The following is a 21,018-nucleotide window of genomic DNA, read 5'->3' as shown; positions in this document are numbered from 1 at the left end:
CTAAAGGAGTTTATTGCAGGCATAAAAAAACCCCCGCCATTCGGCGAGGGTTCAAATTTTGGTGGAGCTAAGCGGGATCGAACCGCTGACCTCTTGCATGCCATGCAAGCGCTCTCCCAGCTGAGCTATAGCCCCACAATGTTGTTTACGCACCAGACTCTGTTGGGTTCAGAGTTTGGTGGAGCTAAGCGGGATCGAACCGCTGACCTCTTGCATGCCATGCAAGCGCTCTCCCAGCTGAGCTATAGCCCCATCGCGTAAAGCGTGTCGTGTTGACGGGCGGCATAATATGAATTCCCTTGCCGGGTGTCAACGGCAAATTCTCACTCTGGCGTTCAACCGCTGAAAATTCAAGCAAATGAATCACATTGCGAGAACGCTCGCAGCCATGAGTTAATCTTGTCACGTTTTCCAGTAAAACGGTGTTATAAAATGAACCTCTAATTACCCACACTCTTACTCAGGAAATTGCATGATCAAGGAACGAATGACGCCAGAAGAGTTGGCCCGGCTCACTGGCTATAGCCGCCAGACCATCAATAAATGGGTGCGTAAAGAGGGATGGTCCACCTCGCCAAAACCCGGCGTTCAGGGCGGTAAGGCGCGTCTGGTCCATGTTAATGAGAAAGTACGGGAATTTATTCGCAATGCGCGTCGGGCTCCGGAGGCGGCCACATTACCGGAAGCCTCTACGGATAACTCGCTGCAGGCCTTGCTGATCACACTGGCCAATGAAATGACGCCGGCAGAGCAGAAACAGCTTACCTCTTTATTACTCCGGGAAGGGATCACCGGATTGTTACAACGCTTAGGGATTCGCGATCAGAACTGATATGAAAAAATTACGTAGCAAAATGACCACCGAAGAGCTGGCGGAGACGCTGGGCGTCGCCAGGCAGACCGTAAACCGCTGGGTGCGCAAAAATGGCTGGAAGACGGAAGGCATTAATGGGGTAAAAGGTGGGCGCGCGCGCCTCATTCTTATTGATGCGCAGGTGAAGGCGCACATCATGAATATTCCGGCCATTCGTAAACGCCAGGCGCTCTACCAGCTGGCAGAAACCGCAGCCAGTTACGGTGACGCTAAGCCCGTGGCGGTGCTTCCTGGGATCATCAATGCGCTGGAGAATATGACCTTAGCGGAACAGGAGCGGCTTGAAACGCTGCTTACCCGGGAAGGGATACAGGGTTTTCTCGTGCGGCTGAGCATTCATCAGCCAGCGGAATAAAAAACGGCAGGGGAAACCTGCCGTTTTGTTTTTTACGTCCTGATTACTGCTGGCTTTCGCGCTCAGCAATAAAGTCCAGCGCTCTGTTGATACGCGCCACGCTGCGGGTTTTGCCAATCGCGTGCACCGTAACGTCCAGCGCCGGAGACTGACCTGCACCGGTAACGGCTACGCGCAGCGGCATTCCGACTTTACCCATCCCAACTTCCAGCTCATCTGCTGTCGCCTGAATGGCATGATGCACATTCTCAGCGCTCCAGTCGGTAATGGCGGCCAGCTTGTCGCGAACCACTTCCAGTGGCTGACGTGCAACCGGACGCAGATGCTTCTTCGCGGCGTCGGCGTCAAACTCGTCATACTCTTCATAGAAGTAGCGGCAGTTTTCTGCGATCTCTTTCAGGGTCTTACAACGTTCACCCAGCAGTTTGATCAGGTCGGCCAGTTGCGGGCCGTTGCGGGTGTCGATGTTTGCCTGCTCAATGTGCCACTGCAGCTGGGTTGCAACATACTCTGGCGGCAGGGTATTGATGTAGTGATGGTTCAGCCACAGCAGTTTATCGGTATTGAACGCACTGGCAGACTTCCCTACCGCGCTCAGGGTGAAGAGCTGGATCATCTCTTCACGGCTGAAGATCTCCTGATCGCCATGGGACCAGCCCAGACGCACCAGATAGTTGAGCAGCGCTTCCGGCAGATAGCCGTCGTCACGGTACTGCATCACGCTGACCGCGCCATGGCGTTTGGACAGCTTTTTACCGTCGTCGCCGTTGATCATCGACACGTGAGCGTAAACCGGAACCGGTGCATTCAGCGCTTTCAGGATGTTGATCTGACGCGGGGTGTTGTTGATGTGGTCTTCGCCACGCACCACGTGGGTGATCGCCATATCCCAGTCATCAACCACAACGCAGAAGTTATAGGTTGGAGAACCGTCAGTACGGCGGATGATCAGATCGTCCAGCTCCTGGTTGCTGAATTCGATCGGGCCGCGGATCTGATCGTCAAAGATGACCGACCCTTCCTGCGGGTTTGCGAAACGCACTACGCACGGCTCATCCGCGGCGTGATGCTGATGATCGTGGCGGCAGCGACCGTCATAACGTGGCTTTTCATTATTCGCCATCTGCTCTTCGCGCAGGGCTTCCAGACGCTCTTTTGAGCAGTAGCACTTATAGGCTGTACCCGCTTCAAGCATCTCATCAATAACCGCGTTGTAGCGATCAAAACGTTTAGTCTGGAAATACGGGCCTTCATCCCACTCCAGATTAAGCCAGTTCATACCATCCATGATGGCTTCGATTGCTTCCGGCGTGGAGCGTTCGAGATCGGTGTCTTCGATACGCAGCACAAACTCACCGCCCTGGTTGCGAGCAAACAGCCAGGAATAGAGAGCAGTACGCGCGCCGCCGACGTGCAGATAGCCGGTCGGGCTTGGCGCGAAGCGAGTTTTGATTTTCATGAAGTGGCCTTACAGTGATAAAGATGCCGACAACCGGCATATCCTGGAAACGAAAGTGGGCAATATTCTATCACTCCCGCCTGATTCCTCAATCTTGTTGCTGTCAGATCCTCATTCATAGCCGTTTTTGTTTAGAAATCATGCATCACTGGCGGTTTCGCGATCGTTTTGTTTAATTTTACGACGAACGAACAAAATCTTTAGAAAAGCCGTTGACTCATTTTCAACTCTCCCTATAATGCGACTCCACACAGCGGGGGTGATTAGCTCAGTTGGTAGAGCATCTCCTTTACACGGAGGGGGTCGGCGGTTCGAGCCCGTCATCACCCACCATCTACTTCGATAGATGCCGCAGTGTAGATAAGAATTGAGAATGGGCGATTAGCTCAGTTGGTAGAGCATCTCCTTTACACGGAGGGGGTCGGCGGTTCGAGCCCGTCATCGCCCACCATTCTCACCTTATCGATAGCAGTTCCGAAATGGGCGATTAGCTCAGTTGGTAGAGCATCTCCTTTACACGGAGGGGGTCGGCGGTTCGAGCCCGTCATCGCCCACCATTTCGGGTCGTTAGCTCAGTTGGTAGAGCAGTTGACTTTTAATCAATTGGTCGCAGGTTCGAATCCTGCACGACCCACCAATGTAAAAAAGCGCCCTAAAGGCGCTTTTTTGCTATCTGCAATTCCTGCCAATACTGGTAGTCTGACTCAAGTCCTTCTATTCCCTGCCGATATTACTTCTTTAGGCAGAGGAAATTAGCATGACCACTATTCAAACATCCGCAGCGTCCGTACAACCCCAACGCAGTAGCGGCAGCAGTTCGAGCGGGAACGATCTCTCCTCACAGATCAGCCGCCTGACCTCGCAAATCACCAAACTGACCCAGCAGCTGAAGGATGTCGCCAACGGCAGTGGCTCGGCAGAAGAAAAAAAGAAACAGCAAGAGCTACTGCAAACGCAGATCAAAATGCTGCAAGCACAACTTGCGCAGCTGCAGCGTCGTCAGGCGGAAGAAGCGCAGCAGAAGCAGGAGGCACAACAAGCCAAAGCCGAAGGTGTTAAGGCCCCTTCCAGCGATCGCCAGATTGATGTCTACGTTTAACACGTCCCTGTAGTAAAGAGTGGATCGCGTATGCGGGCCTCGGTCAACTGCTGCGCCTGCATACGTACCACTTCCCACAGCGCCTGCGCCGCCCCTGACAGCGAGCGATTCTTGCGACGAACCAGCATCAGCTTACGCTCGACGACAGGCGTGAAGCGCTTGATCGTTAAGCGGCTCCCCTGGGGCAACGGCAGCGCCAGCGCTGGAAGCACGCTGATGCCAATCCCGGCTTCCACCATCGGAAAGAGCGTGGCGGGATGGCCAATCTCCTGCACAATCGTCGCCCTCACCAGCTGCCCGGCAAGGGCTGCATCGATCAGCGGTCGACTGCCAGAGGCATAATCCTGTAACACCAGCTTCGCCCCCTGCAGCGCCTGCCAGGTGACCTCCTCCAGGGCGGCAAGAGGATCGTCGTCGCGGCAGAGGAGTAAAAAGGGTTCCGAGAGCACCTCTTCACACTCCAGATCGCTGACCGGCCCCGGATCGATGACGATGCCGAAATCCACCTCTCCCTGACGAATACTCTCCAGCACCCACTGCTGGGGGCGATCGTGCAGCACAAAATTGATATCCGGGTACTGATGATTACTGAACGCGATACAGTGCGGAATGAGATGCGCCGAAATGGTCTGACTGGCAGCGACCCGTACCGTCCCGGAGAGCTGCTGCCCTACCCGACCGACGTCCCGCAGCGTGCTGGAAAGTTCGTCGAGGATCCGCTCCAGCCGGGCCGCCAACTGATGGCCCGCCTCGGTCAGCATCACTTCGCGGGTGGTTCTGTCGATCAGCCGGACGCCGGTCTGCTGCTCCAGCTCTTTCACACTGTGACTGACCGCCGACTGGCTCAGGCCGATAATCTCGCCTGCACGGCTAAAACTTTTCGCCTGCGCGACGGTGACAAAAACACGCAGCTGACGTAACGAGTAATTCATCTGTTTTACTCATGAATAGATGCAATAAATCAATTTTATTTCTCAAATGGAAGAAAGCACAATAGCGCTATCTGTTTTCAGGAGTGTTTATGAAACTTTTTCGCATTCTCGATCCGTTCACTATTACCCTTATCGTCGTGGTCCTGCTCGCCTCCTTCTTCCCCGCTCGCGGTGGCTTTGTTCCTTTTTTTGAGGGGCTTACCACCGCCGCCATCGCGCTGCTGTTCTTTATGCACGGGGCCAAACTCTCCCGGGAAGCGATTATCTCTGGCGGTAGCCACTGGCGACTGCATCTGTGGGTGATGTGCAGCACCTTTGTCGTCTTCCCGGTGCTGGGCGTGCTGTTTGCCTGGTGGGCGCCGATCAATGTCGATCCGACCCTGTATAGCGGCTTCCTGTACCTCTGTATTTTGCCGGCCACGGTGCAGTCAGCAATCGCCTTTACCTCTATGGCAGGCGGTAACGTGGCGGCTGCCGTCTGCTCGGCGTCCGCCTCCAGCCTGCTGGGGATTTTCCTCTCGCCGCTGCTGGTTGGGCTGGTGATGGACATGCATGGTGCGGAAGGCAGTCTGGAGCAGGTGGGCAAAATCATGCTGCAGCTGCTGCTGCCGTTTGTGCTGGGGCATCTTTCCCGGCCATGGATCGGGGCCTTTGTGGCGAAGCATAAGAAGTGGATTGCCAAAACCGATCAGTCGTCGATTCTGCTGGTGGTTTATTCCGCGTTCAGCGAAGCCGTGGTGAACGGCATCTGGCATAAAGTCGGGGTCGGGTCGCTGCTGTTTATCGTGGTGGTCAGCTTGGTGTTGCTGGCGATTATCATTGGCATCAACGTTTTTGCCGCGCGTCGCTTCGGGTTCAACAAAGCCGATGAAATTACCATTGTCTTCTGCGGCTCGAAAAAGAGTCTGGCGAACGGGATCCCGATGGCCAACATTCTGTTTCCGACCTCGGTGATTGGGATGATGGTGCTGCCGCTGATGATCTTCCACCAGCTGCAGCTAATGATTTGCGCGGTCATGGCGCGTCGTTATAAACGCCAGACCGACGAGTTGCAGGCCCGGGAGCAGGCCCGCACGGCGAAAGTTTAAGGACGACGCAGGGGCTGAACCAGTTGGGTCAGCCCTTCGGTTTTAATCAGTAACGTGAGCGCCATCAGCTCACCCAGATGCCCGGCAGGAAACTCATCCTTACGGGCAAACCACAGCAAATACTCTTCCGGCACATCAATCAGCCGACGGCCTTTATACTTCCCGAACGGCATCTCTGTATTGGCTATCTCGATAAGCTGCGCTTTATCCACGTTACTCTCCTAACAGACGCAGCATCTCTGCTTCATCAATCACGTCAATCCCCAGCTCCTGCGCCTTCGCCAGCTTGGAGCCCGCCGCTTCTCCGGCAATCACCAGGTCAGTTTTCTTCGACACGCTGCCAGCCACTTTCGCCCCCAGCGCCACCAGACGCGCTTTGGCGTCATCGCGTGAGAGCTGGCTCAGGCTGCCGGTCAGCACCACGGTTTTCCCGGCAAACGGGCTGTCGATCTCTTCGGCGTTGATCACCTGCGGCGCAGGCCAGCGAATGCCTTCCTTAAGCAACTGACCGATCACCTCACGGTTGCTCTCTTCCGAGAAGAAGTTAAAGACGTGGGTGGCGACCACAATGCCGACGTCCGGCACCTTTTGCAGCTCGTCAATCGTCGCCTTCTCAAGCGCCTCCAGCGTGCCAAAGTATGCCGCCAGCCCTGCTGCGGTCGCCTCCCCTACTTCGCGGATACCCAGCGCGTAGAGGAAACGGGCGAAGGTGGTCTCTTTGGATTTTTCCAGCGCGTCAGCCACGTTCTGCGCGGATTTCGGTCCCATCCGATCCAGCCCGGTCAGCTTGCCCGGCGTCAGGCGGAACAGATCGGCCGGCGTATGGACATACTCTTTCTCAACCAGCTGGTCGATGATTTTGTCCCCCATGCCGTCGACATCCATCGCCCGGCGGGAGACGAAGTGCTTCAGGGACTCTTTGCGCTGGGCACCGCAGACTAAACCGCCGGTACAGCGAGCCACGGCTTCACCTTCGACACGTTCAACGTCTGAGCCGCACACCGGACAGTGGGTCGGGAATTCGACCGCACGCGTATCCTCAGGGCGCTCTGACTCCACCACGTTGACCACCTGCGGGATCACATCCCCCGCCCGGCGGATAACCACTTTATCGCCAATGCGCAGCCCCAGACGGTCGATCTCATCGGCGTTATGCAGGGTTGCGTTGCTGACCAGCACTCCGGCTACCTGGACAGGCTCCAGACGGGCAACCGGCGTTATCGCCCCGGTACGGCCGACCTGGAACTCCACGTCGCGCACGAAGGTCATCTGCTCCTGGGCCGGGAACTTAAAGGCTACCGCCCAGCGCGGCGCACGGGCGACAAAGCCCAGCTGCTCCTGAAGCGCGAGGGAGTTGACTTTGATAACCACCCCGTCGATATCAAAGCCCAGCGTCGGACGGTCTGCTTCAACCTGGCGATAAAACGCCAGCACCGCTTCAGGCGAATCGCACAGCTGCACGCGGTTACTCACCGGCAGCCCCCAGGCCTTAAACTGCAGCAGGCGGCCCAGATGGGTATCAGGCAGCTCGCCTCCCTCCAGGATGCCTACGCCGTAGCAGAAGAAGGTCAGCGGTCGCTTCGCGGTAATGCGCGGGTCCAGCTGGCGTAACGAGCCTGCGGCGGCATTACGTGGGTTAGCGAAGATTTTTCCGCCAGTGCGGCGCGCTTCTTCGTTAATTTTTTCAAAGCCCGCCTGAGGCAGGAAGACTTCGCCACGCACTTCCAGACGTGCCGGAATGTTCTCGCCATGCAGCTTAAGCGGGATAGCACGGATGGTGCGGACGTTGGTGGTAATGTCCTCGCCCGTGGTGCCGTCGCCGCGGGTGGCAGCGCGGGTCATCACGCCGTTTTCATACAGAATGCTGACGGCCAGGCCATCCAGCTTCAGCTCGCAGCACCAGCTCAGGGCATCGGTCTGCTTCAGGCGATCCTGAACGCGTTTGTTGAAGGCGAGGAAACTCTCTTCGTCAAAGACGTTATCCAGCGACAGCATCGGTACTTCATGACGCACCTGGCTAAAAAAGGCCAGCGGCGCGGCGCCGACACGCTGGGTCGGTGAGTCCGGGGTAATTAAATCGGGACGCTGCGCTTCAAGCTCGCGCAATTCACGCATCAGTCGGTCATATTCCGCGTCCGGCACTTCGGGCGCATCCATCACATGATAGAGATATTCATGGTGGCGAAGCGTGGTTCGTAGTTCGGTGAGTTGTTGTTCGATTGAGTCCATGTCGCACCATTAATGAGAAAAACCCCCGACATGCGGGGGTTGAGGTGGTGTGAAACAAACGCGGAACCTTACGCGTTAGCTTCTTTTACTTCGCGGATGCGGTCCTGATACTCGCGCAGTTTCTGCGGCGTCATCATTCGACGCTGATCGTCGAGCACCATACCGCCGACTTCGTCCGCGATATGCTGGGCAGACTGCAGCATCAGCTTAAAGTTTTGCAGTTCATCGCCGTAAGACGGCACCTGCATAAAGATGGTAATGCCCGGGGTGGTAAAATCACCGGTCATTTCCGGATCAAAGGTGCCCGGGTTAACCATGTTCGCCAGGCTGAACAGGGAAGGACCACTCCCGTCCGGGCTCAGGTGGCGATGGAAGATATTCATATCGCCAAATTTAAAGCCCGCCTGGTGAATGCTGTTGAGCAGCACTTCGCCATTAATCGTTGTGCCATGATGGGCCGCTACGCTCATGACGATCACCGTCTCTTTGCGCTGCGGTTTTTCAACCACTGGGGCGGCTTCAACTACCGGCTCTGGCTCAACAACAGGCGCAGGGGCCGGTTGCGGCGCTGGCGCGACAGGCTGAGGAGCCTGCTGCTGCACGACCGGCTGCGGTTCAGGCTGAGCAACATACTGGGGTTGTGGCGCCGGTTGCTGGCGCACAGGCTCATGCTGCTGCGGTTGCGGCTGGTGTACCGGCTCGACCACAGGCTGCGGCGGCGCAGCGGGACGCGGCTGAGCAGATGCGTAAGGCGGCTGGTACTGATGCTGCGGAGGCTGACGAGGCGCTTCTTGCTCCCCATGGCCTGCGCCGGGCGCAGTATTGGCCCGATGAACACGTACTTCACCCACACCCTCGTCTTCCGTGTCTTCGATATCGTCATCGTTATCGTCGTCACGAGTAGACTTCATGCGCTTCAGTGGGCGATCGCGAAACATAGAAGAGCGCTCTTTACGGCTGGTCCAGAACCCATGGACCAGTAAAGCGATTATGGCGATCGCGCCAACAATGATTAATATCAGACGCAAATCCTGCATCATTATATTCTCTGTTGTTCTAACACCTTGCCACCACGGCAAACATTTACTCACTAAGAGTATTTGCCGATTACGTCAAGTGCAAGTGTATGGGGAGCATTCACAGCATAAAGATGAACTAAATCGTGCTTTTTGCTGTTTTTTCGAACATTTCCGAACTGGTGAATGCGCCGCAACTGGCTAATATAGGCAGGCAATTTCACTGGTTGTGATAAAAGGAGCTCAACCTGGTTATGGTTTCATCAACATCTTCCCCTCCCCGCAGCGGCGTCTGGTACTTTTCTCAGGGCTGGAAACTGGTTTCGCTCCCGGGTATCCGGCGCTTTGTGATCCTCCCTCTGCTGATTAACATTCTGCTGATGGGAGGCGCCTTCTGGTGGTTGTTCACTCGCCTGGGCAGCTGGATCCCGGCCATTATGAGCCATGTACCCGACTGGCTGCAGTGGCTCAGCTATCTGCTGTGGCCGCTGGTGGTGATTTCCATCCTGCTGGTCTTTGGGTATCTCTTTTCCACGATAGCCAACTGGATTGCCGCCCCCTTTAATGGCCTGCTCGCCGAACAACTCGAAGCCCGGCTAACGGGTGCGACGCCGCCAGATACCGGCGTGCTGGGCATCATGAAGGATCTGCCGCGTATTATGAAACGCGAATGGCAAAAGTTCGCGTGGTACCTGCCGCGCGCCATCGTGCTGCTGATCCTCTACTTTATTCCGGGTATCGGGCAGACGGTGGCCCCGGTGCTATGGTTCCTGTTCAGCGCGTGGATGCTGGCGATCCAGTACTGTGACTACCCGTTCGATAACCACAAAGTCCCGTTTAAAGAGATGCGTACTGCCCTGCGTGCCCGCAAGATGACCAACATGCAGTTTGGCGCGCTGACCAGCCTCTTCACCATGGTTCCGTTCCTGAATCTGTTCATCATGCCGGTTGCGGTGTGCGGCGCGACGGCGATGTGGGTCGACTGTTACCGTGATAAACACGCGTTGTGGAAATAAGTTAAATAAAGGGATGGCTTATGCCATCCCTTATTCCATACTGGATAGCATTATTTCTCATCAGCATATAGATATGCGAATTCCTTACTTCCCCATACTGATGCAACAGGTATGCTGGCACGGTATCCCAATTTCAAACAGTTAAGGACAGGCCATGAGTAAGATTTTTGAAGACAACTCGCTGACTATCGGTCACACGCCCCTGGTTCGACTGAACCGTATCGGTAATGGACGCATCCTGGCGAAGGTAGAATCTCGTAACCCAAGCTTCAGCGTAAAATGCCGTATCGGTGCCAATATGATTTGGGATGCGGAAAAGCGTGGCGTGTTGAAACCTGGCGTTGAGCTGGTTGAACCAACCAGCGGTAACACCGGTATTGCTCTGGCCTACGTTGCCGCCGCGCGCGGTTACAAACTGACCCTGACCATGCCGGAAACCATGAGTATTGAACGTCGCAAGCTGCTGAAAGCGCTGGGCGCGAATCTGGTCCTGACCGAAGGCGCAAAAGGAATGAAGGGTGCTATTCAGAAAGCAGAAGAGATTGTTGCCAGCGATCCGGCAAAATATCTGCTGCTTCAGCAGTTTAGCAACCCGGCTAACCCGGAGATTCACGAGAAGACCACCGGCCCGGAAATCTGGGAAGATACCGACGGTCAGGTGGATGTCTTTATTTCCGGCGTGGGTACTGGCGGTACGCTGACCGGCGTCTCTCGCTATATTAAAGGCACGAAAGGTAAAAAAGATCTGATTACCGTTGCCGTTGAACCAACCGACTCCCCGGTAATTGCTCAGGCGCTGGCCGGTGAAGAGCTGAAACCAGGCCCGCACAAAATTCAGGGTATTGGCGCAGGCTTTATTCCGGGCAACCTGGATCTGAAACTGATTGATAAAGTTGTGGCTATCACCAACGATGAAGCCATCTCTACCGCCCGTCGTCTGATGGAAGAAGAAGGTATTCTGGCCGGGATCTCCTCCGGTGCTGCCGTCGCTGCTGCGCTGCAATTACTCGAAGATGAAACCTTTACCAATAAGAATATCGTGGTTATTCTTCCTTCCTCGGGTGAGCGTTATTTAAGTACTGCACTGTTTGCCGATCTCTTCACAGAGAAAGAATTGCAACAGTAGTGCCAGAATGTAAATATCGCGTAAAAAAGCACCCATTCGGGTGCTTTTTTGTGGCCTGCTTCAAAGTTTTATCTCGTCTGGCATTGCTTCACCCTGTTAGCTCTGGTATTTAAGCTGACAATTATTTTGAAGCTCGAAATTAATCGATACACGAATTCCCGCTGCTGAATCGATTTTATGATTTGGTTCAAGTCTTGCTTTCGCGGCATAATGTTTAATGTCGAACGAGACGTCAGCAGCCTGACATGCCAGTACCGGAATACGTTTGACACATCTGTGCCTCGTGCCGTTAAGCCGGTGCTAACAATACAGGCTAAAGTCCTGCCGCCAGGCTAGACTTTAGTTCCACAACACTAAACCAATAAGTTGGGGAAATACAATGTTCCAGCAAGAAGTTACCATTACCGCTCCGAACGGTCTGCACACCCGCCCTGCTGCTCAGTTTGTTAAAGAAGCAAAAGGCTTCACTTCTGAGATCACTGTGACTTCCAACGGCAAAAGCGCCAGCGCAAAAAGCCTGTTCAAACTGCAGACTCTGGGCCTGACTCAGGGTACCGTTGTGACCATCTCCGCAGAAGGCGAAGACGAGCAGAAAGCAGTTGAGCATCTGGTAAAACTGATGGCTGAGCTCGAGTAAGTATCCGGGTTCTTTGTAAAAATCAGTCACAAGTAAGGTAGGGTTATGATTTCAGGCATTTTAGCATCCCCGGGTATCGCTTTCGGCAAAGCACTGCTGCTGAAGGAAGACGAGATCGTCATCGACCGGAAAAAAATTTCTGCCGACAAGGTTAGTCAGGAAGTTGAACGTTTTCTGAGTGGTCGTGCAAAGGCATCTGCGCAACTGGAAGCGATCAAGACTAAAGCTGGCGAAACTTTCGGTGAAGAAAAAGAAGCCATCTTCGAAGGCCACATCATGTTGCTCGAAGATGAGGAGCTGGAGCAGGAAATCATAGCCCTGATTAAAGATAAGAACATGACAGCGGATGCCGCTGCGCATGAAATTATCGAAGGTCAGGCGACTGCTCTCGAAGAGCTGGACGATGAATACCTGAAAGAGCGTGCGGCTGACGTGCGTGATATCGGTAAGCGCCTGCTGCGCAACATTCTCGGCCTGGCCATCATCGATCTGAGCGCGATTCAGGACGAAGTGATCCTGGTTGCTGCTGACCTGACCCCGTCAGAAACCGCACAGCTGAACCTGAACAAGGTGCTGGGTTTCATCACTGACGCCGGCGGCCGTACCTCCCACACCTCTATCATGGCGCGTTCTCTGGAACTGCCAGCCATCGTGGGTACCGGTAGCGTGACCGCGCAGGTTAAAAACGACGACTATCTGATTCTGGATGCCGTAAACAATCTGGTTTACGTCAACCCAACCAACGAGCAAATCGAAGAGCTGCGTGCCGTTCAGGAACAGGTTGCCACCGAGAAAGCCGAACTGGCAAAACTGAAAGATCTGCCGGCGATCACGCTGGACGGTCATCAGGTTGAAGTTTGTGCCAACATCGGTACCGTGCGTGACGTTGATGGCGCTGAGCGCAACGGCGCGGAAGGTGTAGGCCTGTACCGTACTGAATTCCTGTTCATGGACCGTGACGCGCTGCCAACCGAAGAAGAGCAGTTTGCTGCTTACAAAGCGGTAGCTGAAGCGTGTGGCTCACAGGCGGTTATCGTCCGTACCATGGACATCGGTGGCGACAAAGAGCTGCCGTACATGAACTTCCCGAAAGAAGAGAACCCGTTCCTGGGCTGGCGTGCGGTACGTATCGCGATGGATCGTAAAGAGATCCTGCGTGACCAGGTTCGTGCCATCCTGCGTGCTTCCGCTTTCGGTAAACTGCGCATCATGTTCCCGATGATCATCTCTGTTGAAGAAGTGCGTGCACTGAAGAAAGAGATCGAGATCTACAAACAGGAACTGCGCGACGAAGGTAAAGCTTTCGACGAATCTATCGAAGTCGGCGTGATGGTGGAAACCCCAGCCGCGGCAACGATTGCCCGTCATTTAGCGAAAGAAGTCGATTTCTTTAGTATTGGTACCAACGATTTAACCCAGTACACCCTGGCAGTTGACCGTGGTAATGATATGATTTCACATCTTTACCAGCCAATGTCACCGTCCGTGCTGACGCTTATCAAGCAAGTTATTGATGCTTCTCATGCCGAAGGCAAATGGACTGGTATGTGTGGTGAGCTTGCAGGCGATGAACGTGCTACACTTCTGTTGCTGGGTATGGGTCTGGACGAGTTCTCTATGAGCGCCATTTCCATCCCGCGCATTAAGAAGATCATCCGTAACACGAACTTCGAAGATGCGAAGGTATTAGCAGAGCAGGCTCTTGCTCAACCGACAACGGACGAGTTAATGACGCTGGTTAACAAGTTCATTGAAGAAAAAACAATCTGCTAATCCACGAGATGCGGCCCAATTTACTGCTTAGGAGAGATGGCTAATGGGGTTATTTAGTAAACTGTTCGGTGACAAAGGCAACAGCGACACCGGAACTATTGAGATTGTTGCTCCGCTGTCTGGTGAAATCGTCAACATCGAAGACGTGCCGGATGTCGTGTTTGCAGAGAAAATTGTTGGTGATGGCATTGCTATCAAACCGACCGGTAACAAAATGGTTGCGCCGGTTGATGGTACCATCGGTAAGATTTTTGAAACCAACCACGCATTTTCTATCGAATCTGATAGCGGTATTGAGCTGTTCGTTCACTTCGGTATCGACACCGTCGAGCTGAAAGGCGAAGGCTTCAAGCGTATCGCTGAAGAAGGCCAGCGCGTTAAAGTTGGCGACCCGGTTATTGAATTCGATCTGCCACTGCTGGAAGAGAAAGCCAAGTCTACCCTGACTCCGGTTGTTATCTCCAACATGGACGAAATCAAAGAACTGATCAAACTGTCCGGCAGCGTTACCGTGGGTGAAACCCCGGTTATCCGCATCAAGAAGTAACTTCTTGCCGCACAGAAAAATGGCGCCTTCGGGCGCCATTTTCGTTTGTCAGGCCGGTAGAACCAGCTCGTCGTACCCCTTTTCCTGGGTGTGCTGCATCACCTGCGTCACCCTGTCCCCTGCCCGGCTTATCGCCGCAGCCACGCTCTCGTTCTGCACCAGCGCGCTGACCAGTTCAGAACAGAACAGATCCCCGGTGCCTTTCAGATCGGCTTTGATGCGCGGATGAGCGCTGACCGTCACGTTATCGTGGGAGACTAAAACTACGTGGATGCTGTCAGTATCACCGGCAACCGGCGCACTGGTGATCGCCACCCACTGCAGGGTATCGGATAGCAGCCCTCTGGCAGCGGCAATGGCGCTGGCGTTGTCCCGGCACGATTTGCCGCTAAGGACTTCCAGCTCATAAACGTTCGGGGTAATTCCCTGCGCCAGCGGCAGCAGGTGCTGACGGTAGGCTTCCGGGATCTCCGGTTTGACATAGGTGCCGCTGTCGGTGTCACCAATCACCGGGTCTACCAGGATCAGTACATCGGGATGCTGCGCCTTTACCACACGCAGCCACTCCGCCAGCAGGGCAATCTGGCTGGCGCTGCCCATATAGCCGGTGGTGACCGCCTTCAACTCGCGCAGCACGTCGCGCTCGCCCAGCGCTTTCAGATAGCCGCTAAACCACTCGTCGGGGATCACCCCGCCGTAGAAGGTGTCGTAATGCGGGGTATTGCTGAACAGCACCGTCGGGATCGCCGTCACGTTGAGGTGATGCTGGCGAATGTTGGGCACCGCAATGCTGTTACCGACGCTGCCGTACACCACCTGGGACTGCACCGCCACAATATCGGTCTGCTGCGCCCGGGAGTTGTCCCGGAATAAAATCATTTCCATAGCCTTTAGATCCCTGCGCCCTGCGCATAGCTCTCCTCACCAAACACGCCGGTAGAGAGGTAGCGATCGCCGCGATCGCAGATGATCGCCACCACCACTGCCCCCGGCGTTGCCGCTGCTACCCGCAGGGCGCCGGCTACCGCGCCGCCAGAACTGACGCCGCAGAAGACCCCTTCGCGCACGGCCAGTTCACGCATGGTATTTTCCGCCTCGCGCTGATGAATATCCAGCACCTGGTCCACAAGTGAGGCATTAAAAATGCCCGGCATGTACTCCGCAGGCCAGCGGCGAATGCCCGGAATGCTGCTGCCCTCTTCGGGCTGCAGACCGACAATGGTGACTGCCTTTTCCTGCTCGCGCAGAAAACGGGATACCCCGGTGATGGTGCCGGTGGTGCCCATACTGGAGACGAAATGGGTGATGCGGCCTGCGGTCTGCTGCCAGATCTCCGGGCCGGTCGTCGTGTAGTGTGCGTAAGGGTTATCGGGGTTGTTGAACTGATCGAGCAGTTTGCCTTCGCCGCGGTTCGCCATCTCCAGCGCCAGGTCGCGGGCCCCTTCCATCCCCTGCTCTTTGCTGACCAGAATAAGCTCGGCGCCATAGGCCAGCATCGCAGCACGCCGCTCCTGGCTCATATTGTCTGGCATCAGCAGCTTCATGCGATAGCCTTTGAGGGCGGCAATCATCGCCAGTGCGATGCCGGTATTCCCGCTGGTGGCCTCAATCAGCACATCGCCGGGTTTAATTTCACCGCGCTTTTCCGCCTCGACAATCATCGACAGCGCCGCACGGTCTTTGACCGACCCCGCCGGGTTATTGCCTTCCAGTTTGATCCAGATTTCGCTGCCGTTGTCCGGCCCCATGCGCTGCAGTTTGATCAGAGGGGTGTTGCCGATGGTTTGTTCGAGTGTATTCATGATCGCTGTCCAATAAAAAGCCCGGTGGCGCTTCGCTTACCGGGCCTACAGGGATCATATTGTAGGCCGGGTAAGCGCAGCGCCACCCGGCAAAACTACGTGGCGTTAACCTATCAGGCAGATTCCGCCAGAGCAAGATCTCCCCGCGTCTCGATGCGATCCTTATCGTGATAAATGCGCGCATGTTGCAGGCCGACAAACAGCCGTTCGCCGCGGTATGGCGGCTCCTCGTCGCGCATCACCACCGTCAGCGGTTCGTCATACCAGCCCAACGGCTGTACCACTAACTGGGTGTAGTGACCTTTCGGACTGGCCTCCAGCACCTGCACCGGCAGCGGCGAATCGAGGCTGGTGCGACGGCTGACGTCAACTTCCCACGGGCGCAGGAACAGATCTACCGGGCCCTGATAGCCAGGGGTGTAACCCAGCGGCCAGCGATGGGCACCGACGTGGAACTGACCGCCGCGAACCGTGCCGTGCAGGCGGTTCACTTCGCCCATAAATTCCAGTACAAAGCGGGTGGCCGGTTCACGCCAGAGCTGTTCTGGCTCATCGACCTGCTCGATATTCCCCTGGCTCATCACCACCACCCGGTCGGCCACTTCCATCGCCTCTTCCTGATCGTGGGTCACAAAGACGCTGGTGAATTTCAGCTCTTCATGCAGCTGACGCAGCCAGCGGCGCAGCTCTTTACGCACCTGGGCATCCAGCGCGCCGAAAGGTTCATCCAGCAGCAGGATCTGCGGCTCAACCGCAAGGGCGCGAGCCAGCGCCACGCGCTGTTTCTGCCCGCCGGAAAGCTGGGCCGGGTAACGGTCAGCCAGATGCGCCAGTTGCACCATCTCCAGCAGTTTGGTCACTTTCGCCTTGATAGTGGCGGTATTGGGACGCTCGCGACGCGGCAGTACCGTCAGGCCGAAGGCGATGTTGTCGAACACCGTCATATGGCGGAACAGGGCGTAATGCTGGAACACAAAGCCCACCTTACGATCGCGCGCATGCAGGCGGCTGACGTCGGTGCCGTGGAAACGGATGTGCCCGCTGGTCTGGTGCTCCAGACCGGCGATAATACGCAGCAGCGTGGTTTTACCGGAGCCAGACGGCCCCAACAACGCCACCATTTGTCCGGAAGGGATATCCAGCGAGATATCGTTCAGCACCTGGGTGCGACCAAAGGACTTCTTAATATTGGCAATCTCAATGCTCATGATTTCCCTCCTGATGCTGGCGTTTGGCCTGATTCTCTAAACGCCACTGCACCATACTCTTTAAAAACAGGGTCAAAATAGCCATCAGCGTCAGCAGGGCTGCGGCGGTAAAGGAACCGACGGTGTTGTAGTCCTGCTGCAGCAATTCAATTTGTAGCGGCAGCGACAGGGTTTCGCCGCGGATCGAGCCGGACACCACCGATACCGCGCCAAACTCGCCAATGGCGCGGGCGTTGGTCAGCACCACACCATACAGCAACGCCCAGCGGATGTTCGGCAGGGTTACGCGGCGGAACATCTGCCAGCCGGACGCGCCAAGTAAAATCGCCGCTTCGTCTTCATGACTGCCCTGACTCAGCATCACCGGCACCAGCTCGCGCACCACAAACGGACAGGTCACAAAGACCGTCACCAGCACCATGCCCGGCCAGGCGAACATAATCTGTAAGTTATGTTCATCCAGCCAGCCGCCCAGCGGGCCGTTGGAGCCGTAGAACAGCAGATATACCAGACCGGCCACCACTGGCGAGACCGCAAACGGGATATCCAGCAGGGTCAACAGGAGCTGGCGGCCCGGGAAGTCAAAGCGCGTTACCAGCCAGGCCAGCAGGATGCCAAACACCAGGTTCACCGGTACGGTAATCAAGGCAATCATTACCGTCAGCCAGATGGCGTGCAGCATGTCCGGGTCGGCCAGGTTTTGCAGCGCGGGCATAATGCCTTTGCTGAACGCCTGGACAAAGATGTACACCGTCGGCACGACCAGAATGAAGGCCGATACCAGCACGCCGGTACCAATCAGCAGCCATTTTCCCCAGTTAATGCGGGGCGCGTCGTAGCGTTTCAATTGAGTGATTTCCGCCATCAGTGACCTACCACGCGTCGACCAAAGCGACTTTGCAGAGTGTTAATCGAGAACAGCAGCAGCAGCGAGGCCGCGAGGATCACCGAGGCGATGGCACTCGCCGCCGGGTAATCAAACTCCTGCAAACGAACAAAAATCATCAGCGAGGTGACTTCGGTTTTCCACGCGATGTTACCGGCGATAAAGATCACCGCGCCGAACTCGCCGAGGCTGCGGGTAAACGACAGTGCGACACCGGCCACCAGCGCCGGAGAGAGTTCCGGCATGACCACTTTGCGGAAACTCTGCCAGCGCGTCGCGCCCAGGGTTTCGGCCGCTTCTTCATATTCCGGACCTAACTCCTCCAGCACCGGCTGCACGGTTCGCACCACAAACGGGATACTGGTAAAGGCCATCGCCACCGCAATGCCGAGCCAGGTATAGGTCACTTTGATATCAAACTTCGCCAGCCACTCACCGTAAAAGCCGTTCACCGAGAACAGCGAGGCGAGGGTTAAACCGGCCACTGCGGTAGGCAGCGCAAACGGCAGATCCATTAGCGCATCCAGCAGCGTGCGGCCTGGGAAGCGGTAGCGGGTTAAAATCCACGCCATCAGCAGGCCGAACACACCGTTGAAAATCGAGGCCACAAACGCCGACAGCAGCGTCACCTTATAGGCCGCCACCACCTGCGGGTTACTGATCACTTCCCAGTACTGGGACCAGCTCATCTCAGAGAGCTGGACCACCAGCGCACTGAGTGGTAATAACAAAATCAGACAGACGAACAGCAGGCTGGTCCCGAGGCTTAAGGTAAAGCCCGGCAGCACACGTCTGGTAGAGACTGCAAACATTACTTACGCCCCGCCGCCAACAGTTTGTCTAACTCACCGCCGCTGACGAAATGCGTTTTCATCACCTCAGGCCAGGCGCCAAAATGGTCTTCCACGCGGAACAGGTCGGTCTGCGGGAATTTGTCCTTCAGTTTGTTCATCACGTCCGGGTTGTTCACGCGATAGTAGTAATCGGTGATCACGGTCTGCGCCTGCGGGCTGTAGAGATAGTTGAGATAGGCTTTCGCCGCCTTCTCTGTCCCGTTGGCTTCGACGTTTTTATCCACCCACGCCACCGGGAACTCCGCCAGAATGTTGGTCTTCGGGATCACCACTTCGAAGCCCTGGGCTTCGTACTGTTTGCGGATGTTGTTCACTTCCGACTCAAAGCTGATCAGCACATCGCCCAGACCGCGTTCTGCGAAGGTGGTCGTCGCGCCGCGACCGCCGGTATCAAACACTTCGACGTTTTTCAGGAACTGGGTCATGAACTGTTCGGTTTTGGCTTTATCGCCGCCGTCAGCTTTGTCCGCAGCACCCCAGGCAGCCAGATAGGTATAGCGGGCGTTGCCGGAGGTTTTCGGGTTCGGGAAAATCAGCTTCACGTCAGAACGTACGAGGTCGTTCCAGTCGTGGATATTCTTCGGGTTGCCCTTACGCACCAGGAAGCCCATGGTGGAGTAGAACGGTGAGCTGTTGTTCGGCAGACGGCTCTGCCAGTCGGCCGGGATCAGCTTGCCCTTGTCGTGCAGGATCTGCACGTCGGTCACCTGGTTGTAGGTCACCACATCCGCTTTCAGCCCCTGCAGGATCGCCAGCGCCTGTTTGGACGAACCGGCGTGAGATTGTTTGATGGTCAGCTTGTCGCCGTTATTGTCTTTCGCCCACTGCTGTTCAAACGGCGGGTTGAGGGCGGCAAACAGCTCGCGGGAGACATCATAAGAGCTGTTCAGCAGTTCGGTTGCCTGCGCCTGAGCGACCAGCAACACTGAAGCTGCCAGCACCAGAGATCCTTTTTTCAGTACAGTAACGGCCATTGCGCACCCTAAACGTTGTGATGATTTTCTTAGGGTCATCATATTTATAACGAGTACTAAAGGAGTAACGGTTTTATATACCGTTTGGTGATTTGCAAGCAGAAAAGGGAATAAGGGTGCGGGGTAAAATGCCGGGTGGCGCTAGCGCTCACCCGGCCTACAGAAGAACAGTACTTTTACAGCGCCAGCAGACGCTCAACAGAGGGGGCGAAGTAGTAACCGCCGGTCACCGGTCTGGTAAAGCGCAGCATGGCGTCACGCTTGCCGTCGGTATCGCCAAACATGCTCAGCAGCTGCTGTTCGATGTTATACAGACGCGCGCAGTAGGCGCAGAAGTAGAGGCCGTGCGTCCCGCTGGCGGTGCCGTACGGCAGGCTCTGGCGCACAATCTTCAGTCCTTTGCCATCCTCTTTCAGATCCACACGGCTCAGGTGGGAGGTCGCCGGGCGGTCGTCGCCGTCGATCTCTTCATTGGCCTCTTTGGTACGGCCAATCATCATCTCCTGATCGGGCACGCTCATGCGGTTAAGCTGCTTGAGGTTGTGCTCCCAGCGCTGGACGAACACATAGCTGCCACCCGCGTCCACGCCCTCTTTGATTACCGCCACTTCACGACGCGTCTCATCCCCTGCCGGGTTTTCAGTACCGTCAACGAAGCCGCTCAGATCGCGATCTTCCACCCAACGGAAACCGTGGGTCTCTTCTTTAACCTCAATGCAGTCGCCAAACGCGGCGATCGCGGCCTGGGCAATGGAGAAGTTCAGGTCGTGACGCAGGGAGAGAATATGGATCAGCACGTCGTACTGGGTGGCCGGAGCCAGACCTTTGCCGTAAGGGACAAAGTCTTTCAGCTCTTCAGCCCCTTCCCCACCGCTCAGCTGACGCCAGACGTTGTGGCCGAACGCCACTACCGCGCCGCAGTGGGCATCCGGAAATTTGGCCTGGAAGGTGGCCAGTTTATCAACGAAAATTTTGCTGGCCGCACGCAGGGCATCGATATCCCCTTTAACACTGGCTTCGATCCAAATCGCCGCGCGGCAATGTTCTGGCAAAATGCCACTCTGAACCTGAGACATCGCTCCTCCTGAAAAAAAAGATGCCACGACGTCGTGGCATAGATGGCGGCGATTATACCCGCTTTTT

The 21,018-nt window shown here is 55.9% G+C and carries 21 protein-coding genes and 6 tRNA genes; 13 read left to right on the top strand and 14 right to left on the bottom strand.

The features are described from left to right. Positions 1–59: 59 nt before the first annotated feature. Positions 60–135, bottom strand: a tRNA-Ala gene (locus LG383_RS03370). A 41-nt stretch (positions 136–176) separates the two neighbouring features. Beyond that, positions 177–252, bottom strand: a tRNA-Ala gene (locus LG383_RS03365). Positions 253–472: 220 nt separating this feature from the next. Between LG383_RS03365 and LG383_RS03360 the strand changes: the two genes are divergently transcribed. Next, entirely contained in the window at positions 473–832 is a 360-nt protein-coding gene (locus LG383_RS03360; RefSeq protein ID WP_106994678.1) for a YfeC-like transcriptional regulator, read from the top strand. A 1-nt stretch (position 833) separates the two neighbouring features. Continuing rightward, on the top strand, positions 834–1,229 hold the full coding sequence (locus LG383_RS03355) for a YfeC-like transcriptional regulator (RefSeq protein ID WP_106994677.1): 396 nt from the start codon (positions 834–836) through the stop codon (positions 1,227–1,229). A 43-nt stretch (positions 1,230–1,272) separates the two neighbouring features. Here LG383_RS03355 and gltX read toward each other — a convergent pair whose 3' ends face one another. Then, a complete protein-coding gene (gene gltX / locus LG383_RS03350; protein WP_106994676.1) occupies positions 1,273–2,688 on the bottom strand; it encodes a glutamate--tRNA ligase in 1,416 nt (471 codons plus the stop codon). Between the two features lie 257 nt (positions 2,689–2,945). Between gltX and LG383_RS03345 the strand changes: the two genes are divergently transcribed. The 5 genes from LG383_RS03345 to LG383_RS03325 all read left to right on the top strand — a co-directional run bounded on the left by LG383_RS03345 (position 2,946) and on the right by LG383_RS03325 (position 3,787). Beyond that, positions 2,946–3,021: transfer RNA gene (locus LG383_RS03345), tRNA-Val, on the top strand. Positions 3,022–3,063: 42 nt separating this feature from the next. Then, positions 3,064–3,139: transfer RNA gene (locus tag LG383_RS03340), tRNA-Val, on the top strand. A 30-nt stretch (positions 3,140–3,169) separates the two neighbouring features. Beyond that, positions 3,170–3,245 (top strand) — tRNA-Val (locus LG383_RS03335). Between the two features lie 4 nt (positions 3,246–3,249). Further along, a tRNA-Lys gene (locus tag LG383_RS03330) sits at positions 3,250–3,325 on the top strand. Positions 3,326–3,445: 120 nt separating this feature from the next. Then, positions 3,446–3,787 (top strand): FlxA-like family protein, encoded by a 342-nt coding sequence (locus tag LG383_RS03325; RefSeq protein ID WP_166183260.1) that lies wholly within the window; start codon positions 3,446–3,448, stop codon positions 3,785–3,787. Here LG383_RS03325 and LG383_RS03320 read toward each other — a convergent pair. Next, the gene (locus tag LG383_RS03320; protein ID WP_225758314.1) at positions 3,784–4,719 is read right to left on the bottom strand and encodes a LysR family transcriptional regulator; all 936 of its coding nucleotides are present in this window, start codon (positions 4,717–4,719) and stop codon (positions 3,784–3,786) included. The two genes, LG383_RS03325 and LG383_RS03320, sit on opposite strands and share 4 nt — an antisense overlap. Positions 4,720–4,808: 89 nt before the next feature. Here LG383_RS03320 and LG383_RS03315 point away from each other — a divergent pair, with 89 nt between their 5' ends. Further along, the gene (locus tag LG383_RS03315; RefSeq protein ID WP_225758313.1) at positions 4,809–5,807 is read left to right on the top strand and encodes a bile acid:sodium symporter family protein; all 999 of its coding nucleotides are present in this window, start codon (positions 4,809–4,811) and stop codon (positions 5,805–5,807) included. Here LG383_RS03315 and LG383_RS03310 read toward each other — a convergent pair. From LG383_RS03310 to zipA, 3 genes are all read right to left on the bottom strand, one after another. Further along, the gene (locus LG383_RS03310) at positions 5,804–6,019 is read right to left on the bottom strand and encodes a DUF3820 family protein (protein ID WP_032612964.1); all 216 of its coding nucleotides are present in this window, start codon (positions 6,017–6,019) and stop codon (positions 5,804–5,806) included. The two genes, LG383_RS03315 and LG383_RS03310, sit on opposite strands and share 4 nt — an antisense overlap. A 1-nt stretch (position 6,020) precedes the next feature. After that, positions 6,021–8,036: an NAD-dependent DNA ligase LigA gene (ligA, locus tag LG383_RS03305; protein WP_225758312.1), complete on the bottom strand. Its 2,016-nt coding sequence runs from the start codon at positions 8,034–8,036 to the stop codon at positions 6,021–6,023. 68 nt (positions 8,037–8,104) lie between these two features. Beyond that, positions 8,105–9,076, bottom strand: coding sequence for a cell division protein ZipA (gene zipA / locus LG383_RS03300; RefSeq protein ID WP_225758311.1), 972 nt, complete (start codon positions 9,074–9,076; stop codon positions 8,105–8,107). A 230-nt stretch (positions 9,077–9,306) separates the two neighbouring features. Here zipA and cysZ point away from each other — a divergent pair, with 230 nt between their 5' ends. The 5 genes from cysZ (at position 9,307) to crr (ending at position 14,151) form a co-directional block, all read left to right on the top strand. Beyond that, positions 9,307–10,068 (top strand): sulfate transporter CysZ, encoded by a 762-nt coding sequence (gene cysZ / locus LG383_RS03295; RefSeq protein ID WP_106994670.1) that lies wholly within the window; start codon positions 9,307–9,309, stop codon positions 10,066–10,068. A 154-nt stretch (positions 10,069–10,222) separates the two neighbouring features. After that, positions 10,223–11,194, top strand: a complete 972-nt coding sequence (gene cysK / locus LG383_RS03290; RefSeq protein ID WP_106994669.1) for a cysteine synthase A — start codon at positions 10,223–10,225, stop codon at positions 11,192–11,194. A 379-nt stretch (positions 11,195–11,573) separates the two neighbouring features. Beyond that, positions 11,574–11,831 (top strand): phosphocarrier protein Hpr, encoded by a 258-nt coding sequence (ptsH, locus tag LG383_RS03285; protein ID WP_000487600.1) that lies wholly within the window; start codon positions 11,574–11,576, stop codon positions 11,829–11,831. A 45-nt stretch (positions 11,832–11,876) separates the two neighbouring features. Next, on the top strand, positions 11,877–13,604 hold the full coding sequence (gene ptsI, locus LG383_RS03280) for a phosphoenolpyruvate-protein phosphotransferase PtsI (RefSeq protein WP_166183270.1): 1,728 nt from the start codon (positions 11,877–11,879) through the stop codon (positions 13,602–13,604). Positions 13,605–13,647: 43 nt separating this feature from the next. Continuing rightward, positions 13,648–14,151, top strand: a complete 504-nt coding sequence (gene crr, locus LG383_RS03275; RefSeq protein WP_032612978.1) for a PTS glucose transporter subunit IIA — start codon at positions 13,648–13,650, stop codon at positions 14,149–14,151. 48 nt (positions 14,152–14,199) lie between these two features. Here the strand turns inward: crr and pdxK are convergent, their stop codons facing one another. The 7 genes from pdxK to LG383_RS03240 form a co-directional block, all read right to left on the bottom strand. Beyond that, positions 14,200–15,036, bottom strand: coding sequence for a pyridoxine/pyridoxal/pyridoxamine kinase (gene pdxK, locus LG383_RS03270; protein WP_166183272.1), 837 nt, complete (start codon positions 15,034–15,036; stop codon positions 14,200–14,202). 5 nt (positions 15,037–15,041) lie between these two features. Continuing rightward, on the bottom strand, positions 15,042–15,953 hold the full coding sequence (cysM, locus tag LG383_RS03265; protein ID WP_106994666.1) for a cysteine synthase CysM: 912 nt from the start codon (positions 15,951–15,953) through the stop codon (positions 15,042–15,044). A 113-nt stretch (positions 15,954–16,066) separates the two neighbouring features. Next, positions 16,067–17,161, bottom strand: coding sequence for a sulfate/thiosulfate ABC transporter ATP-binding protein CysA (cysA, locus tag LG383_RS03260; RefSeq protein WP_225758310.1), 1,095 nt, complete (start codon positions 17,159–17,161; stop codon positions 16,067–16,069). Further along, positions 17,151–18,026, bottom strand: coding sequence for a sulfate/thiosulfate ABC transporter permease CysW (gene cysW / locus LG383_RS03255; RefSeq protein WP_106994663.1), 876 nt, complete (start codon positions 18,024–18,026; stop codon positions 17,151–17,153). Before cysW ends, cysA begins: the two co-directional genes overlap by 11 nt. Then, positions 18,026–18,859 (bottom strand): sulfate/thiosulfate ABC transporter permease CysT, encoded by an 834-nt coding sequence (gene cysT, locus LG383_RS03250; protein WP_106994662.1) that lies wholly within the window; start codon positions 18,857–18,859, stop codon positions 18,026–18,028. The genes cysW and cysT overlap by 1 nt, the downstream gene beginning before the upstream one ends. Continuing rightward, entirely contained in the window at positions 18,859–19,875 is a 1,017-nt protein-coding gene (locus LG383_RS03245; protein WP_106994661.1) for a sulfate ABC transporter substrate-binding protein, read from the bottom strand. The genes cysT and LG383_RS03245 overlap by 1 nt, the downstream gene beginning before the upstream one ends. A 176-nt stretch (positions 19,876–20,051) precedes the next feature. Continuing rightward, positions 20,052–20,951: a Dyp-type peroxidase gene (locus LG383_RS03240; protein WP_225758309.1), complete on the bottom strand. Its 900-nt coding sequence runs from the start codon at positions 20,949–20,951 to the stop codon at positions 20,052–20,054. Positions 20,952–21,018: the final 67 nt, after the last annotated feature.

The organism is Leclercia sp. Marseille-Q4284, assembly GCF_916618945.1.
Lineage (GTDB): Bacteria > Pseudomonadota > Gammaproteobacteria > Enterobacterales > Enterobacteriaceae > Enterobacter > Enterobacter tamurae.
Note: the sequence above shows the minus strand (reverse complement) of the source record. Positions and strands in the feature narration are given on the sequence as shown.

Excerpts from the sequence above, each read along its gene's own strand:
- cysK (WP_106994669.1), top strand. The coding sequence starts at position 10,223 with ATGAGTAAGATTTTTGAAGACAACTCGCTGACTATCGGTCACACGCCC.
- cysM (WP_106994666.1), bottom strand. The coding sequence starts at position 15,953 with ATGAATACACTCGAACAAACCATCGGCAACACCCCTCTGATCAAACTG.
- LG383_RS03355 (WP_106994677.1), top strand. The coding sequence starts at position 834 with ATGAAAAAATTACGTAGCAAAATGACCACCGAAGAGCTGGCGGAGACG.
- ptsI (WP_166183270.1), top strand. The coding sequence starts at position 11,877 with ATGATTTCAGGCATTTTAGCATCCCCGGGTATCGCTTTCGGCAAAGCA.
- gltX (WP_106994676.1), bottom strand. The coding sequence starts at position 2,688 with ATGAAAATCAAAACTCGCTTCGCGCCAAGCCCGACCGGCTATCTGCAC.
- cysT (WP_106994662.1), bottom strand. The coding sequence starts at position 18,859 with ATGTTTGCAGTCTCTACCAGACGTGTGCTGCCGGGCTTTACCTTAAGC.
- LG383_RS03315 (WP_225758313.1), top strand. The coding sequence starts at position 4,809 with ATGAAACTTTTTCGCATTCTCGATCCGTTCACTATTACCCTTATCGTC.
- zipA (WP_225758311.1), bottom strand. The coding sequence starts at position 9,076 with ATGATGCAGGATTTGCGTCTGATATTAATCATTGTTGGCGCGATCGCC.
- cysZ (WP_106994670.1), top strand. The coding sequence starts at position 9,307 with ATGGTTTCATCAACATCTTCCCCTCCCCGCAGCGGCGTCTGGTACTTT.
- LG383_RS03325 (WP_166183260.1), top strand. The coding sequence starts at position 3,446 with ATGACCACTATTCAAACATCCGCAGCGTCCGTACAACCCCAACGCAGT.
- LG383_RS03360 (WP_106994678.1), top strand. The coding sequence starts at position 473 with ATGATCAAGGAACGAATGACGCCAGAAGAGTTGGCCCGGCTCACTGGC.
- LG383_RS03240 (WP_225758309.1), bottom strand. The coding sequence starts at position 20,951 with ATGTCTCAGGTTCAGAGTGGCATTTTGCCAGAACATTGCCGCGCGGCG.
- pdxK (WP_166183272.1), bottom strand. The coding sequence starts at position 15,036 with ATGGAAATGATTTTATTCCGGGACAACTCCCGGGCGCAGCAGACCGAT.
- ligA (WP_225758312.1), bottom strand. The coding sequence starts at position 8,036 with ATGGACTCAATCGAACAACAACTCACCGAACTACGAACCACGCTTCGC.
- crr (WP_032612978.1), top strand. The coding sequence starts at position 13,648 with ATGGGGTTATTTAGTAAACTGTTCGGTGACAAAGGCAACAGCGACACC.
- cysW (WP_106994663.1), bottom strand. The coding sequence starts at position 18,026 with ATGGCGGAAATCACTCAATTGAAACGCTACGACGCGCCCCGCATTAAC.
- ptsH (WP_000487600.1), top strand. The coding sequence starts at position 11,574 with ATGTTCCAGCAAGAAGTTACCATTACCGCTCCGAACGGTCTGCACACC.
- LG383_RS03245 (WP_106994661.1), bottom strand. The coding sequence starts at position 19,875 with ATGGCCGTTACTGTACTGAAAAAAGGATCTCTGGTGCTGGCAGCTTCA.
- LG383_RS03320 (WP_225758314.1), bottom strand. The coding sequence starts at position 4,719 with ATGAATTACTCGTTACGTCAGCTGCGTGTTTTTGTCACCGTCGCGCAG.
- cysA (WP_225758310.1), bottom strand. The coding sequence starts at position 17,161 with ATGAGCATTGAGATTGCCAATATTAAGAAGTCCTTTGGTCGCACCCAG.